Source organism: Capnocytophaga felis, from assembly GCF_009684755.1.
In the GTDB taxonomy this organism is placed as follows: Bacteria; Bacteroidota; Bacteroidia; order Flavobacteriales; family Flavobacteriaceae; genus Capnocytophaga; species Capnocytophaga felis.
In genome coordinates, this window is sequence record NZ_BLBC01000005.1 from 581992 (window position 1) to 597679 (window position 15688).

The following is a 15688-nucleotide window of genomic DNA, read 5'->3' on the forward strand; positions in this document are numbered from 1 at the left end:
TATTTCATAATTAATTGATTTTAAGCGATTTACCCTCCCCCACTGATATTTTGATTTTCAGCAAGTTGGCTTTCGATAGCATTTTCTACCGAAAGTTTAGCATTTTGCAACAGACTTTGGGCTTCGGTTCGGAGCTGATTGGCTTTTTGGATATACTCGGCGATTTTTAAATGAACACTCTCACTCACAATAGGAATTCGCAAATTTAAAATATCCTCATCTTTGATAACTGGATAACTTGTTCCTACATTAAATTGCAACAACCAATCTTTGTATAATTCTGTTCGCAAAAGGACTTTCAAAAATTCAGCACTATACACGGAATTATTTTTTGGTCGTAAAACTGTAAATGCTCCACTTACCACCAAATTAGAATAATTTTCTTCAATAATGGAAACCGCACCTCTGTAAGGTCTAACTTTTGAGATTAGAACATCTCCTTTTTTAGCTTTGATTTTCGCATTGGCAGGTAAATCTTCCGCCAAAACGATATTGGGTTTTGATTCTCCATTTGAAACATTCACATCACCTATCTCAATGTAGTTATATTCCGAAAAATTTTCTACCCTATCATTAATCTGTTCATATTCTTTACCTATTGTAGAATAATCTTTTTTACTGATAATATTAAAATATTCCTCATACTTTTTCTGATAAAACTCAGCATCTAACCTGCCTGTTTGCAAGAAACTTTCTTTTAGGGTTTTGATATTTACCGACTCATTGGTAGGCTGAAAATCTTTTAAATTAAGCGTTTCTAAAAGTAGGTTTTCAGCTTCGGTGTATTTTTGTTGAGAGAGTTTTAGGCTATCTCTTGATATTTCAAAAAATGACTTTATTTGTAACTGAAAACTTTTATCAAGGATTGGAATTAAACTTTCCTTAACTTCTTCGGGATTTATATTTGTTTGATTGATAGATTGTCTCGCTCTTCTTTTCAAATCCCAAATCCCATATCTCGTATTTAAATATGTTGTTAAATATTCAGGCAAAATAATTTCTTCATTGGGTACAAAACGAACTAAATATGAAGCAAAAATGAAATCTTGTTTAGATTGTTCGTAAAAAATACCTGTTCTACCAACCCATTCGAATGAGTTTGTTCTATTAAATAAAACATCTCTGTCATTTAACCTAAATATTTCTAACTCTTTCTCAGTAGTATCAGCATATTTAGATACAGAAAAATCACATAGCATATTATGAATTTCATTCATACGATAAATTGGAATTCCTCTTTCCTCCTCATTCATTGAAATTGAAATACCATATTGAGATATTTTTAAACAATCTCCTATTTTCATATATTTCAGCGAAGGATTTATTTTAGGCTCTTTTGTCCAAAAATCCGTATCAAAACGAAAATCTTTATTTTCAAATACCTTTGACAACAAAACCTCACTCACTTCCAGCCCTTTTAATAAAGCGTTGTATTTTTCTTTATCAAAAGGGCTTAGTTCTTTCCCACGAAAGAGAGTTTTTCTTTTTTAGCAAACTCTATAAAGGCTTCGGCGATGCCGTCTTGGGTGAGTCCGTCGTGATTAAAGAGGTCGTGTTTTACGATAAGGTGTCCGTGACTATCAAGTTTATATCTTGTTTCTAAAATAGGAGTAAATAAATTTACATAATTTTTCTGTTCCTCTTCATCTAAGAGTTTATACTCTATATTGTTAATCGCTCCCAATTCAAGAGCATTGCTTTTATTGGATATTTTCCCAATGTTTTTGGCGTATATTCTAGGCAACCACAAAGTATTTTCTTCAATAGAGCCGTATTTTTGGATATAGTCTTCTTCCAACAACTCTGCTATTTCTCCATTTTCAAAATAACGGATAAAACGCTGTGTAACATAGATTTTTTCTCCGCTATTGTCCTTGCTCGGTTCTTGCATTGTGGCAAAGAAAATAGGATAATCTTCTACTTTTGGGCAAAGTTCATCATCCCATTTTTGTACAAAAAGCACCGAAGTTTTCGTGCCTGTATGAGGCTTAAACACATTGCCGTGCAAACCTACCACTGCCAAAATACGGCAATGCTCGGCTATAAACTCACGAATAGCCTTGTCGGAACTATTATTAAAACGCCCCTGTGGTAGTACGATTGCCATACGCCCTCCCTCTTTGAGGAAATCCAAATTTCGTTCAATAAAAAGGATATCACGCCCTACTTTGTTTTGAGATTTTCCATCGGATTTCTTGCCTAAATCGTACTTGGCTAATATTCTACTTTCTTTAATATCACCTGCAAACGGTGGATTTGCCATTAAAATATCAAACTGAAAATCGCGATTGCTGTTTTTATCTTCTCTTAACTTTTTGAGTTTTTTCCAACCTTCATTATAGGTGTCTATCCAATCTTCATCGCTTGTTTTTTCATCCCATCGTTCCCAATCAAGGGTGTTGATATGTAAAACATTGGTCTGTCCGTCCCCTGCAATGAGGTTGAGCGTACGAGCCACACGCACCGCCCTTTCGTCAAAATCAATGGCAAAAACTTTATCCACCACATAATCTGTGCATTCTTGGGGTTTATCTTCCAAAGTAAAAAGATGACTTTTGGAAAGTCCTTTTTCTTTTAAAATCTGTTCCCAAACATAAAAAATGGAATGCACAGGAAAACCACAACTTCCAGAAGCTGTATCGATAATAGTCTCATGCCGTTGCGGATTGAGCATTTTTACGCACATATCTATCACATAGCGAGGCGTAAAATATTGCCCTTTCTCACCTTTGCTACTTTTATTGATGAGATACTCAAAGGCTTCATCTACCACATCAAGATTGGAATTGAAAAGTTTTACATCTTGCAACGAAGATACACAAACCGAAAGATGCGAAGGTGTCAACTGAATTTTGCTATCATCAGAAAAAACGCCCTCCCATTTGCTTTTGGCTTGGTCAAAGAGTTTTTGAATTTTGTTTTTGAGTTCGGTTTCAGTATCGCCACTATTTCGGAATTCTAAGAAACGAGATTTATTTCTTCCACTTTGCATTTCATCGAATAATTTCGTGAAAATCAATTTAAATAATTCCTCAAAAACATCAACCCCTGCATTTGCCAACACCTCATCTTCCATTTCTAAAATCAGGTCTTTGAGCGACTTTCGTTCATTAACCAATTTATCTTTCTTGATTAAATCTTCAATGGTGTAACGCTCATTTAAAATATCGGATAATTTCTGATATACAGAGGGAATATGTGAAATATCCTCAAAATAATTAGGGTCTTTTCTATGATAGTAGGAAATAGAATCGCCATTTGTCCACACCCCTATAGGAGCTCCTGTGGCATTACAATATGAACGCAATTGTTCCTTTCCATCTTTGAGCTTAGGCTTTTTGACCTCTACAATAATGTAAGGTGAGGTGATGTTGTCTTTGTCTAAAATAACAATATCGGCACGCTTTTTCTCTCTACCAAATGTAACTTCATATTCCAAAACTATCCTATCCTTAGGATAATTAAAATCTTGCATTAAAAGGTTTACATACAACTGACGTACCACCTCCTCTGGCGTGAGCTTAATTTCCTTATTGCGAATAGCACAAGCCACATACGGCGTTGGTTTGCCTTTTATTTCCTTAACGATGATATTTTTCTCAAAATCAGCGATATGCTCTTCGCTAAATTGTGTGAGCTTATAATTTGTATCTTTTAAAATTTCTATGAGTTTCATTTTACTTTCTAATTCTATCTATTTCTTATAAATATTTTTGAAATGGATATACCTACACCACCACATTCACGATTTTTCCTTTTACCACGATGATTTTCTTCGGAGAATTGCCACCGAGTTGGGCTTGGGTGCGTTCATCTGCTAAGATGATTTTTTCTACTTCTTCGTTGGGCATATCCAATGGCAATTCGATTTTGAAACGCACTTTTCCGTTGAACGACACTGGATATTCTTTGGAATCTTCCACCAAATATTTTTCCTCAAAGGCAGGAAACGGCACTCGCGAAATACTTCCATTATGCCCTAAAACTTCCCACAATTCCTCAGCAATGTGCGGTGCATACGGCGAAATCAAAATTGCCATCGGTTCTAAAATCGCTCGTTTGTTGCACTTTAATTTTTGCAAATCATTCACGGCAATCATAAACGCCGATACCGAAGTGTTGAACGAGAAATTCTCAATGTCGTACTCCACTTTTTTGATGAGCGTATGCAAGATTTTGTATTCTTCTTTGGTAGGTTCTTCGTTAGAGATTGCCGCAGCATCACCCTCAAAATACAAGTTATAAAACTTCTTCAAGAAGCCCGAAACGCCCGTAATTCCTGCGGTGTTCCAAGGTTTTGCCTGCTCCAACGGACCTAAAAACATTTCATACAAACGCAACGTATCCGCTCCGTATTGCTCACAAATATCATCAGGATTCACAACATTATATTTGGATTTTGACATTTTTTCTACTTCGTGTCCTACGATATACTTTCCGTTTTCATCTAAAATAAATTCAGCATCAGCAAAATCAGGTCGCCATTGTTTAAATCCTTCAATATCAAGTTCGGACGAAGCATTCACAAGTGACACATCTACGTGAATAGCTTGTACTTTTTTATCCCCAATTTGCCCTTTGGAAACGAAAGTATTTGTGCCTTCCAATCGATACACAAACGCACTCGTTCCTAAAATCATTCCTTGATTAATCATCTTTTTAAACGGCTCTTCGGCTTGTATATACCCTCTGTCTTTGAGGAATTTATTCCAAAATCGAGAGTACAACAAATGCCCTGTGGCGTGTTCGCTTCCACCGATGTATAAATCTACATTTTGCCAATAATTTACGCTGTCTTGCGAAACAAATTCGTTTTCGTTGTGTGCGTCCATATAGCGAAGCCAATACCAAGACGACCCCGCCCAACCCGGCATTGTGGAAAGTTCCAAAGGGAAAATCGTTTGATTGTCAATCAAATCAGTACTTACGATTTCCTCTTCCGCTTCATTCCAAGCATATTCTTTTGCGTTTCCTAATGGTGGGTCGCCATCTTCTGTGGGGAGGTATTTTTCCACTTCGGGAAGTTCCAACGGCAAGGCAGAAAGCGGCAACGTATAAGGTACGCCGTTTTTGTAATAAACAGGCACAGGTTCGCCCCAATACCGCTGACGCGAGAAAATAGCATCTCTTTGTCGGTAGTTAATTTTAGCTTTCCCTACTCCCGATTTTTCCAATTCTTCAAGGATTTTTTCGGTGGCTTCTTCGTAATCCATTCCGTTGAGAAAATCCGAATTTTGCAATTTGAAACCACCCTTTTCCGTATAAGCTCCTTGTGAAATATCTTTATCAAAAATATTGATGATTTCAGGCATTCCTTCCGCACCTGCAAAATGTTTTGCAAAAGCATAATCACGCTCATCTCCGGCAGGAACCGCCATTACCGCCCCCGTTCCGTAACCTGCTAACACATAGTCGCCTATCCAAATTGGCAAGTAATAACCTGTTGCTGGGCAGACCGCATAAGCTCCCGTGAATACGCCCGAAATGGTTTTCGTATCCGCCATTCTATCTCTTTCCGAACGCTTGGAAGTCGCTTCGATGTAATCCAAAACAGCTTGCTTTTGTGCTTCGGTTGTGATGTTTAAAACCAATTCGTGTTCAGGAGCAAGAGTTAAATACGTTACGCCAAAAATGGTGTCGGGTCTTGTTGTAAATACAGTAATATGTTCAACGTTTGAAGTTTCAGGTTCAAGGTCTTGGGACTTTGAACTTAGAACTTTAAACTTGATTGATGCCCCTTTCGATTTCCCTATCCAATTGCGTTGGCTTTCTTTGATGGATTCGCTCCAATCCACCGTATCCAATCCTTGTAACAATCGCTCGGAATAAGCGGTAATACGCATACTCCATTGCATCATTTTCTTTTGGAAAACAGGATGTCCGCCACGCTCCGAAACACCGTTTACCACCTCATCGTTTGCCAAAACCGTTCCCAAAGCCGGACACCAATTCACCGTAGTTTCGGCACGAAACGCCAAACGATAATTGAGGAGAATGTTTTGTTTTTCCTCTTCGCTATAATTTTTCCACTGCTCAGCAGTAAAATGAAGTTCTTCGGTCTGAGCAGCATTTAAGTTTTCGGTTCCGAATTGCTCAAAATGCCGAATTAAAGTATCAATGCTTTCGGCTTTGTCGGTTGTGTTGTTGTACCACGAGTGAAAAAGTTGAATAAAAATCCATTGTGTCCATTTGTAATAATCAGGATTGGAAGTCCTTACTTCTCTGCTCCAATCGAAAGAAAACCCGATTTTGTCGAGCTGTTCGCGGTAACGAGCTATGTTTTCACGAGTGGTTTTTTCAGGATGTTGCCCGGTTTGTATGGCGTATTGCTCGGCAGGAAGCCCGAAACTGTCGTACCCTTGCGGATGTAACACATTGAAGCCTTTGTGGCGTTTGTATCGTGCGAAAATATCCGAAGCGATGTACCCCAGCGGATGCCCCACGTGCAAGCCCGCTCCCGACGGATACGGAAACATATCTAATACATAAAATTTCGGCTTTTCCGAATTGTTTTCTGTTTTAAAAGTTTGGTTTTCTGCCCAATATTTTTGCCATTTGGCTTCGATGTCTTTGTGATTGTAGTTCATTCCTCTCCATAACCCTCTCCGAAAAAGAGGGAATTTTTATTAAATGGTTAATAATCTGATTAAAGACGCAAAAATAATGAATTTCTGACAACAATAACAATAAATTTGAAGAGTTGTACTTCAAAAAACACAAACTAAAAAAGAGTCATTCCTTGAAAAGAATGACTCTTTCGTTTTTCTAAAAAGTTTTCTATCTAAACTTTAAAACTATTTCTTGATTACCGATTTAAATTCTCCGTCTGTAATTTCAATTACTTTTTTGCTCTCTTTATGTATCATTTTGCCAGAAAATGTACCCGAAACAAGATATTCTGTATAACCGTCAGGAGATGATTGCAATTGTTTTAGCTCTGTTATCGTTACTGTAATAGGATGTGAATCTACTTTCTTAGGGACTCCATTAACATAAGTTACAAAGTGCGACGAATATCTGGTATATCCAGAGGTATTTTTTCCCTTAGGTTTTTCGCGAAAATTCAACTCGAAATTTGTTTCACTTTGGTTAGGGTTAGTTACCTGAAAAGTATACGTTTTTCCTACCTGAGGTTTTTCTTTGAACGGAAAACGAATTTTGAATTCATACAAATCATCTTCCCAAGTGTCTTTATTAATACCTTTCGCTTCCATTTCCCAAGGATATTTCGCATTTGATTCTCCTGCCGGATACACGGTAAAATCGTCTAACTTCTCTTTTGAAATCCACCATTCACCGTCCACTTTCATACGAATATATGGCGGCTCCAATTGCGGAACTTCCTGCGAATTATCATCTTTTTTACAACTCAATACACTTATTGCCAACACAATAAGCAACCCAAAAACATAATTTACTTTTCTCATAACTATTAAAAAATTAAATATATTACTAACCCGAAAAAGTCAAGATTTTATCCAAAAACGTGGAAAGTTTCCAACAATATTAAAAATAAGAATCCGCTAACGAAACCTAATAACGCCAGCCAAAGGATGTTTTTAGCATACCAAAAGAAGTCTATTTTTTCCATTCCCATTGCTGCCACTCCCGCTGCCGAACCGATAATAAGCAAACTTCCTCCCGTTCCTGCTGCAAAAGCAATAAAATGCCACAATCCGCTATCAATAGGTTCTTGAAACATACCGATGCTCGCCGCAACAAGCGGAACGTTATCAATTACTGCCGAACCAATTCCCAATAACGCCACCACAATGTTTTGATTTGGAATGGTTTCTTTCAATACGTTGGCAAAATTATACAAAACTCCGATAGATTCCAACGCAGCCACTCCGAGCAAAATTCCTAAGAAAAATAAAATACTTGACATTTCAATCCGAGATAGTGCCTTGTGCGGAGAAAATGAAATGGCTTTATCCTCATCTAACTCTTTAATTGGTTTAAGCAATTCCGAAAAAAACCACATCGTAGCCAAAGCAAAAAGCATTCCCATATACGGAGGCAATCCAGTTACCGTTTTGAAAATAGGAACGAAAATAATCGATACAAATCCTATGATGAGCACTGGCATACTACTTTTAAAAGCTTGCGTTTTGTCCGAACGCGGAATATCCAATCTCCCTTGAAACACCGGCAGAAAAGAAGCCACCAAAAAGGGAACTGCAAAACAGATAACTGAAGGTATAAGCACATATTCCGTTAATTTTGCAGGAGTTACTTTATTCGCCATCCAAAGCATTGTTGTGGTTACATCACCTATGGGCGACCACGCACCGCCCGCATTGGCAGCAATAACCACGAGGGAAACATACCACATACGTTCGTTACGAAGCGGAACCAATTTACGAACGATAGATATCAATACAATTGTTGCCGTAAGATTATCAATTAAAGCCGAGAGAAGAAACGCCACCACACCCAAAATCCAAAGAAGCTTTTTCTTCTTTCTGGTTTTTATGATTTTCTTAATTATTTCAAACCCTCGGTGCATATCAATAATTTCCACAATGGTCATCGCCCCGATAAGAAAGAAAAGAATTTCTCCTACCTTACCCAAATGATGCAATAAAATACCATCAATAGCCGACGTATTATCTTCAATATTAATCGGTTCGAGTCCTTCGCTTCCTATGTCAAAAACCGTAAGATTTGTCGTTTTCAACAATGCCCAACAAACCGAAGCCATTCCCAAAGCCGAAATCGTTTTGTCAATTTTTACCTGATGTTCTATCGTAATAAAAAGATAGCCGATAAAAAAGATGGTAACAACCCAAAGTTCCATAATTAATAATGATTATTAGAAATTTAAAATTAATTTGGGTGCAAATGTAAAATAAAAGAAGATATATGATGACGTTACGCCTCTTTTTTTAAGTCAAACGCACAAAATTATTTTCAATGTCGGTTTATACAAAAGACGTTTTACCTCATCATTTCGAGTAATTTGCGAAATAAAGCGTATCAAAGAGTGTTTGTTCTTGATACACATTTATTTGCTTTATCAAAAAATTCGTGCGTTTACCCTACCCTTTTTATGCTTTCAAATTGAAAAAACTTCCGTATTGAAGACTTAATTTTCTTTGACTATTTCTATATCCACTAATAATTCCCCTTTGTTTTTGTTGTCTGTGATATCCATAAAAGCTCTTCGGGTTAGGTCTATTTCTCTGGTTTTCTTCACGGGACCTCTGTCATTTATCGTAACATAAATCCACTTACCATTTATGCGATTAATCACTTTAACCACAGTACCAAAAGGAAGCGTACGATGTGCTGCGGTTTGTTTGGTATTGTCAAAGATAGTACCATTGGCAGTTTTGCGTCCGTTAAATTTATCGTGATAATAGGTGGCAATTACTTGTTTTTTATAAGTTTCCGTAGGCAGAAGTACGGCATTTTTGACCGGAGCAGATTTTGCTTCCTGTTGATGAGTTATTTTTTTGGAAACGCTTTTCTTTTGAGGTTTTGTACTTTTTTTGTTGGTTGAAACCTTCTTTTTATGAGCTTTTGCACGGTTTGTTTTTACGGTTTGTTTTTTCGAATTTTCATTATAGACTTTCTGCCCACTACAAGCCGTTACGCTCCCTATCAGAAACAAAAGTGTAAGTAGTTTAGTAATTGTTTGTTTCATTTCTTCGTTTTTGTATGCAAAAATATTTATTTTTCCAGAATCTTCCCAAAATTTCTTCAGAATGAAAAAATTACAACCCTCATCAAAAATGAGGGTATTTTTCATAGATTACGTTATCTTTTGTTCTCACAGAAAATTTTTTCCCATTGCCTCCCTCACGATGATTTAACTCGTGGGAATTTTCCCATTGCTTCCCTCACGATGATTTAACCTTTGGGAATTTTCCCATTGCCTCTCTCACAATGATTTAACCTTTGGGAATTTTCCCATTGCTTCCCTCACGATGATTTAACCTTTGGGAATTTTCCCATTGCCTCCCTTACGATGATTTAAATCGTAGGAATTTTCCCGTTGCTCCCCTCACGATGATTTAACTCGTGGGAATTTTCCCACTGCTTCCCTCACGATGATTTAACTCGTGAGAATTTTCCCATTATATTCATTGATTTCGGATTTATGTAATAAACTTCTACAAAATGCAGAACATACGAGGAGACAAAACATATTCTGCCCTTACCGGACAACACGTTACCAACGGAAAAAATCGTATTATTTTGAAAGAAAAACAAAAAGAGCGAAAAAGTTTTTTCGCTCTTTTGACAGAATTCTTTATAAGAAATTTAAAAATTAAAGTAACTTTACTTAGAATTTTATAATTTTGAGATTGGGCGAACAGCCATAAAAGGCATTTTCTTTAATTTCCGTATCTTTATGGACGTGTACTTGTTTAAGATTCGGGCAAGATTCTACGGCGTATGATTCAATGAGTTTGGTCTCTTTTGAAAAAATAATTTCGGTGAGCGAGTTATGCCCAAAAATTGTATTTTTCCCAACTTTTTCAATGCCTTTCAACTCCATTTTTTGCAACTTATTAGGAATAAGATAAGGTAGAGATTCGCCCTTTTGGTAAACAACTCCTTTGTATTCTTCCAATTGCGGATTTTGCGTATCTATCAATACTTTTTCGATGTTACCGGCATACGCTTTAAGCCCCACAATGTTTTTTCCCAGAGAGGTAATGTTTTTACCGATGTAAATCTCTTTAATAGTATTGGGAAGTTCTTGGTCAGGATTAAATGCCGTTATGCGAAATCCCATCACACTAAACGGAACAATCAATTTTTCATTGCCTTTTTTTACCTTCCGGATTGACAATCTTCCTTCGTTATAAGCATACGCAAAGTTATCGTCTTCAAACAGATGAGTATTCAGATACATCGGCTCTAAATGGGCATACGTTTTAAATTCATCGGCTTTAAAATTTCTGTTGTTGGTAGGGTCGCTGACCATCCATTTTCCGTTGATTAACACATAGTTCCAAGCGTGTCCTAACGACGTGTCGTTAGCACCTCTTGCATTGGGGTCTTTCAGATTACCATAAACAACGATAGCCGGTATGTTTTGCGTTTCAAGCATCACTTTTAACAAGTTAGCATATCCTTGGCATACCGCCACACGATTGCGAAACACCGCATAGGGTTCATTGTCTGAAAGATTGTATCGGATGTTTTTATGTACCCAGTCGAAGATGTTCTTAAAAGTTTTCGATGCATCACCCTGCACTGTTAAATCGTCGGTTATTTTTTTTATTTCACGTATTTGAGAGGCAGTAAGGTGCGGTTCGTATGGTGTGGAAATGTATTTTAGATCGGTCTTTTCCAAAAGTTGTTTGAAATTTTCCATTTTTGTTCCGTTTAAGGCTATCGCCCCGTCATCGGTAGCAAAAACGGAAGTCTGTGGAATGTCTGTTTCCTCGCTTTGCGGATTTTCTTCCTTTTGGCAAGCCATCAAAAACAAGAAACTCGTTAAAAATAACAGTAAATTCTTCATTGTATTTATATATTTAATTGTTAGTACTCTTAAAGTGATTTTAATGTTGATAGCAATACAAACAAAAGAGCGAAAAATTTTTCGCTCTTTTGAGGATTACTTTTTGTTTCGTCGGGAAACGGTTTCGTTCATCTCACCGATAACTTGTGCCACTACGCCGGCAAATTTCTTGTAGGGTTCTTCCTCTTGCGTTGCGGTGAGAAAACTTACTAATTTGGTATTGATAAGCTCCAACAAAGGATTTTTCAGCGAGGTTGCCGAAGCCGTTGCTCCTTGTTCCGACACGGCTTTTTCGTACGCCATTCGCTCGGTATGAAAAGCCGTTTGACGCGTGCGAAGCTCCTCTATGGTTTCCGCCACGCCCGAGAGTCCATTAATGGCATCCTGCAAATCTGACGCTGACAAATCTCGTAAGAGCGACTCAATATGTGCCGATTCACTCGAATAATTCTCCCGCGTAATACGCATTCCGTAACGGTCAAAAACGGCGTACAACCGCTCTGCCCATCCTTTAATTTCAGCAGAACGCATCGCTTTGTACCCCAGCAGAATCTGTTTGAAGTTCCCGATGGTTTCATCACGAAGGTCATCGGCTTCTTCCAATCTGGAAATGGCGGCTTCTTTTTTCAGAGCTACCGAAATTTCGGTAGTTTGGGCTTCCATCTTGGTAAATACTCCTTTTAGGAAAGCATCATTTTGCAATGTGGTTTCCTGAGCAAACTGCCCTACAAGACGGTGAGCGACGTCTGCCACCTCCGATACACGTGCTTTTGAGTTTAATTTTTTCATAACAAAAACATTTTTGATATCACAAAGATATTTCTATTTTTTTAGAAAACAAATTTATCTTTTCAGAAATTTTAAGTAAAAATCGCTAACCCTCCCTTGAATGCCATAATGGGGATTTTCTCATTACGTCCTTCACGATGATTTGACCTTTAGGAATTTTCCCATTACCTCCCTCACGATGATTTAACCTTTGGGAATTTTCCTATTACTTCCCTCACGTTGATTTAACCTTTGGGAAATTTCCCATTACCTCCCTCACGTTGATTTGACCTTTGGGAATTTTCCTATTGCTTCCCTCACGATGATTGAAGAAAATAGTATAAAGAATGGATATTATGAATTTCTATTTTATCAAATCAATCATCAGACCAATTTTCAAGTCTATCCAATGGCACAAAATTCAAATTTGAAATTAAATAATTCGCCATTAATCTTTGAGCTACATCTCCACTAACTCCTTGACTTGACAAATCCAAAAAGCCTTCATTTTCTCTAAAAATATTCTTTTTAGCGAACTTTAAGTAAGGTATAAATTTATTTTCTTTATCTGTAATTCCGTGAATATTAATGGATATAACTCCATATTTGAACAAAAAATCATCAAAAAAGGCATAGTAGCTTTTAAAAATACTTTTGCTATACTCCTTCTTTATGTATGTTCTCATACCTAAATTAGCCTCATTTAAATATTTTTGTATTTCTGATTCAAAAATTTTCATATGTTCGATTGTAAATGGTTTATTTTTTTCTCCATTGCTCCTTAGGACTATCTCTGTAAAATTGTTCACCTTTGTTGAGGTTGCCAATTGTAAGAAGGCTTGGGTCAATAGTAAGTATTTGTTGAAAGGTAATGAGTTGTACTTTTTCCATATCGGCACCTTCTTGGCTAAAAACCTGAAGATCACCATCTTCATCATAAAAAACAGAAACAATAGGATGTTGATTTTGTGTAACATAAGAGGTGGTTACTACAACTGTATTCGGATTAATCTCTTTGATATTCATATATTTATAATTTAAATTTATTTTTTTTATAATTTAGATTTATACACTTTCGGATGTAGAGAAGAAATATATTCCGCCCCTACATTATTATTTATTTATTTGCCTGTTGGTGCTACTGACCCCATTACGAATTTCAACTCGCCACCAGCTTTTAACTCTTCATCGGTGATAAAGGTTCTCTCTAATTTTTGTCCGTTGAGCGTTGCCGACTGAATGTACATATTTTCCGCAGAAACGTTTTCGGCAATAATAGTAAATATTTTTCCGTTAGGAAGATTGATTTTCACTTTCGGAAATAGCGGTCGCCCGATTTCATACTCGCCCGAAGCGGGATTCATCGGATACAAGCCCATTGCACTCCACACGTACCAAGCCGACATCTGTCCGCAGTCCTCATTGCCTGAATAACCGTTGGGCGTAGTGTTATACTGCGTTTTCAAAATTTCGTTTATCCAATATTGGGTGCGATGCGGTTTTCCTGCTTTGTTGAAAAGATAGGCAATGTGATGGCTCGGTTCGTTTCCGTGAGCGTACTGACCGATAAGCCCCGTAATATCCGCCGAAACATTATCGCCCGTAATTTCGGAACTTTCGGTAAAGAGTTTTTCCAAATGCTGTACGAATTTTTCTTTTCCACCGAAAGTATCGATAAATCCTTGCGGATTGTGAGGCACAAACCACGAATGTTGCCAAGCGTTTCCTTCGGTGTAGTCGGTTGCCTCGCGGTGGTTGGAGTGTTTCGGGTCAAAAGGCGTACGCCTTTTTCCGTCTGATGATTTGCCTCGCATAAAGCCCGTTTCGGTGTCCAACAAATGTTTGTAGGCCTCACTTCGTTTCATAAAAAACTCGTAATCATCGGTTTTGCCCAAGGCTTTTGCCATTTGAGCTACGCACCAATCATCGTAGGCGTATTCCAACGAAATGGTTACGGACTCGTCCCATTTATCAAACGGAATGTAGCCGTATTGTTTGTAGAATTTCAGTCCGCGTTCCTCGCCCATCATCGTTTTTTTCATTGCTTGGTATGCTTTTTCGGCATCGAACGAACGAACGCCTTTTAAATAGGCTTCCACAATCACAGGAATAGAATGATAGCCCGTCATACAATCGGTTTCATTTCCGTAGAGCGTCCAAACGGGCAATTTTCCAATCACATCCGAATAGGCCAACATCGATTTGACAATGTCGGCAGCAATTTCAGGTTGAAGCAAAGTAATCAGCGGATTTTCAGCACGGAACGTATCCCAAAGAGAAAGCGTTGAATATGCCGTAAAACCATCTGTTTGGGTGATTTTGTCATTCTGCTGACGGAACTGCCCATTTCTGTCGGAAAACGTTACGGGAGCAATTTGCGTGTGATACAAAGCCGTGTAGAAAATGGTTTTGAGCGAATCGACAGGCGTTTCAATTTCTATGGAAGAAAGGTGCTTTTGCCAAATATCGTGAGCTTTCTGACGGACTTCTTCAAACGAACGCTTGTCGTACAAATCCAAATTTGCCAACGCATTGTCTTCACTTACGGAAGAAATCGCCACACGAGCCGTTAGTTCTTCCCCAGAGGTTTCATCGAAGAAAAATTGCCCCGAAGTGATTTGTTTATCCGTTTGTTGCAGTTGAATTTCCTGAATGGGTTTTGAAAACTCAATGGCGAAAAACACTTTTTGATTTTTTGCCCACCCCGTACTGAAACGATGCCCCGTAATGATGTTTCCGTTATTATTTATATCAAGTTTTCGGGTTTCTCTTTTGATAAAAGTTTCTGTAGGATTGTCCCAATTGATGGCAAATCCCAAATTCAAAATCACGGATTGCTTGTCGCCTTTTTGAAACGAATATTTATGGTAACCGAAATATGTATCGGCGGTGAGTTCTACATTCACTTTAGAATCTTCCAAAAAGACTTGATAATAACCGGGTTGGGCTTTTTCGTTTTGATGCGAATAGCGTGCTTTATACGGCACTTGGTTTCGGAACTCCAAAGCAGCTTTGGGATATTGGTCTTTTTTTCCGGTGGAAAGTTGGGAAAGGTCGTATTTTTGATTTACGGGCATTAGCAAGATGTCATTCAGGTCGCCAATTCCCGTTCCGCTGAGCGACAGATGTCCGAAGCCAATCAAAAGCGTATCGCTGTGATGATAGCCCGAGCACCAATCCCAACCGCTGATTCCGTTTACGGGACTGACTTGCACCATTCCGAAGGGCGTTGTAGCTCCGGGGTAGGTATGCCCGTGTCCGCCCGTTCCGATGAAAGGATCAACGTAACTTGTAAGCGGTTTTGGAGGTTGTTGTTCAACATTCTGATTCGTTGTTTTTTTATCTTCACAAGAGGTTAAAAACAAAATGCTTAACGCTGAAAAAACAGTGTATTTTAAGTTCATCTCTACTAATTTATTTATTACACGTTTCAAAGGTATA

12 protein-coding genes are annotated in these 15688 nt (G+C 37.9%); 1 reads left to right on the forward strand and 11 read right to left on the reverse strand.

All coding sequences use genetic code 11. From position 1 onward, the window contains the following. Positions 1-29 precede the first annotated feature (29 nt). The 6 genes from GN105_RS03945 to GN105_RS12940 all read right to left on the reverse strand — a co-directional run bounded on the left by GN105_RS03945 (position 30) and on the right by GN105_RS12940 (position 9454). Positions 30-1406: a restriction endonuclease subunit S gene (locus GN105_RS03945; RefSeq protein ID WP_155284123.1), complete on the reverse strand. Its 1377-nt coding sequence runs from the start codon at positions 1404-1406 to the stop codon at positions 30-32. Positions 1407-1453: 47 nt separating this feature from the next. Continuing rightward, positions 1454-3676, reverse strand: coding sequence for a type I restriction-modification system subunit M (locus GN105_RS03950; protein WP_227977320.1), 2223 nt, complete (start codon positions 3674-3676; stop codon positions 1454-1456). A gap of 52 nt (positions 3677-3728) precedes the next feature. After that, entirely contained in the window at positions 3729-6587 is a 2859-nt protein-coding gene (gene leuS / locus GN105_RS03955; protein WP_155284124.1) for a leucine--tRNA ligase, read from the reverse strand. 207 nt (positions 6588-6794) lie between these two features. After that, positions 6795-7427, reverse strand: a complete 633-nt coding sequence (locus GN105_RS03960) for a hypothetical protein (protein ID WP_155284125.1) — start codon at positions 7425-7427, stop codon at positions 6795-6797. Between the two features lie 47 nt (positions 7428-7474). After that, positions 7475-8800, reverse strand: a complete 1326-nt coding sequence (gene nhaD / locus GN105_RS03965; protein ID WP_155284126.1) for a sodium:proton antiporter NhaD — start codon at positions 8798-8800, stop codon at positions 7475-7477. 288 nt (positions 8801-9088) lie between these two features. Further along, on the reverse strand, positions 9089-9454 hold the full coding sequence (locus GN105_RS12940) for a septal ring lytic transglycosylase RlpA family protein (protein WP_373279391.1): 366 nt from the start codon (positions 9452-9454) through the stop codon (positions 9089-9091). Between the two features lie 671 nt (positions 9455-10125). Between GN105_RS12940 and GN105_RS03975 the strand changes: the two genes are divergently transcribed. After that, entirely contained in the window at positions 10126-10305 is a 180-nt protein-coding gene (locus tag GN105_RS03975; protein ID WP_155284128.1) for a hypothetical protein, read from the forward strand. Here GN105_RS03975 and GN105_RS03980 read toward each other — a convergent pair. The 5 genes from GN105_RS03980 to GN105_RS04000 all read right to left on the reverse strand — a co-directional run bounded on the left by GN105_RS03980 (position 10292) and on the right by GN105_RS04000 (position 15651). After that, positions 10292-11479, reverse strand: coding sequence for a transglutaminase domain-containing protein (locus GN105_RS03980; protein ID WP_155284129.1), 1188 nt, complete (start codon positions 11477-11479; stop codon positions 10292-10294). The genes GN105_RS03975 and GN105_RS03980 overlap by 14 nt on opposite strands. 96 nt (positions 11480-11575) lie before the next feature. Then, positions 11576-12268 carry a DUF6261 family protein gene (locus tag GN105_RS03985; protein ID WP_095895688.1) on the reverse strand — a complete coding sequence of 231 codons (693 nt, stop codon included), beginning with the start codon at positions 12266-12268 and terminating at the stop codon, positions 11576-11578. A 356-nt stretch (positions 12269-12624) separates the two neighbouring features. Beyond that, a complete protein-coding gene (locus tag GN105_RS03990; RefSeq protein ID WP_155284130.1) occupies positions 12625-12933 on the reverse strand; it encodes a hypothetical protein in 309 nt (102 codons plus the stop codon). A gap of 73 nt (positions 12934-13006) precedes the next feature. Next, complete coding sequence (locus GN105_RS03995) at positions 13007-13273, reverse strand: hypothetical protein (protein ID WP_155284131.1); 267 nt, start codon at positions 13271-13273, stop codon at positions 13007-13009. 95 nt (positions 13274-13368) lie between these two features. Then, positions 13369-15651: a GH92 family glycosyl hydrolase gene (locus GN105_RS04000; protein WP_155284325.1), complete on the reverse strand. Its 2283-nt coding sequence runs from the start codon at positions 15649-15651 to the stop codon at positions 13369-13371. Positions 15652-15688: the final 37 nt, after the last annotated feature.

Excerpts from the sequence above, each read along its gene's own strand:
- GN105_RS03990 (WP_155284130.1), bottom strand. The coding sequence starts at position 12,933 with ATGAGAACATACATAAAGAAGGAGTATAGCAAAAGTATTTTTAAAAGC.
- GN105_RS04000 (WP_155284325.1), bottom strand. The coding sequence starts at position 15,651 with ATGAACTTAAAATACACTGTTTTTTCAGCGTTAAGCATTTTGTTTTTA.
- GN105_RS03950 (WP_227977320.1), bottom strand. The coding sequence starts at position 3,676 with ATGAAACTCATAGAAATTTTAAAAGATACAAATTATAAGCTCACACAA.
- nhaD (WP_155284126.1), bottom strand. The coding sequence starts at position 8,800 with ATGGAACTTTGGGTTGTTACCATCTTTTTTATCGGCTATCTTTTTATT.
- leuS (WP_155284124.1), bottom strand. The coding sequence starts at position 6,587 with ATGAACTACAATCACAAAGACATCGAAGCCAAATGGCAAAAATATTGG.
- GN105_RS03975 (WP_155284128.1), top strand. The coding sequence starts at position 10,126 with ATGCAGAACATACGAGGAGACAAAACATATTCTGCCCTTACCGGACAA.
- GN105_RS03995 (WP_155284131.1), bottom strand. The coding sequence starts at position 13,273 with ATGAATATCAAAGAGATTAATCCGAATACAGTTGTAGTAACCACCTCT.
- GN105_RS03980 (WP_155284129.1), bottom strand. The coding sequence starts at position 11,479 with ATGAAGAATTTACTGTTATTTTTAACGAGTTTCTTGTTTTTGATGGCT.
- GN105_RS03960 (WP_155284125.1), bottom strand. The coding sequence starts at position 7,427 with ATGAGAAAAGTAAATTATGTTTTTGGGTTGCTTATTGTGTTGGCAATA.
- GN105_RS03985 (WP_095895688.1), bottom strand. The coding sequence starts at position 12,268 with ATGAAAAAATTAAACTCAAAAGCACGTGTATCGGAGGTGGCAGACGTC.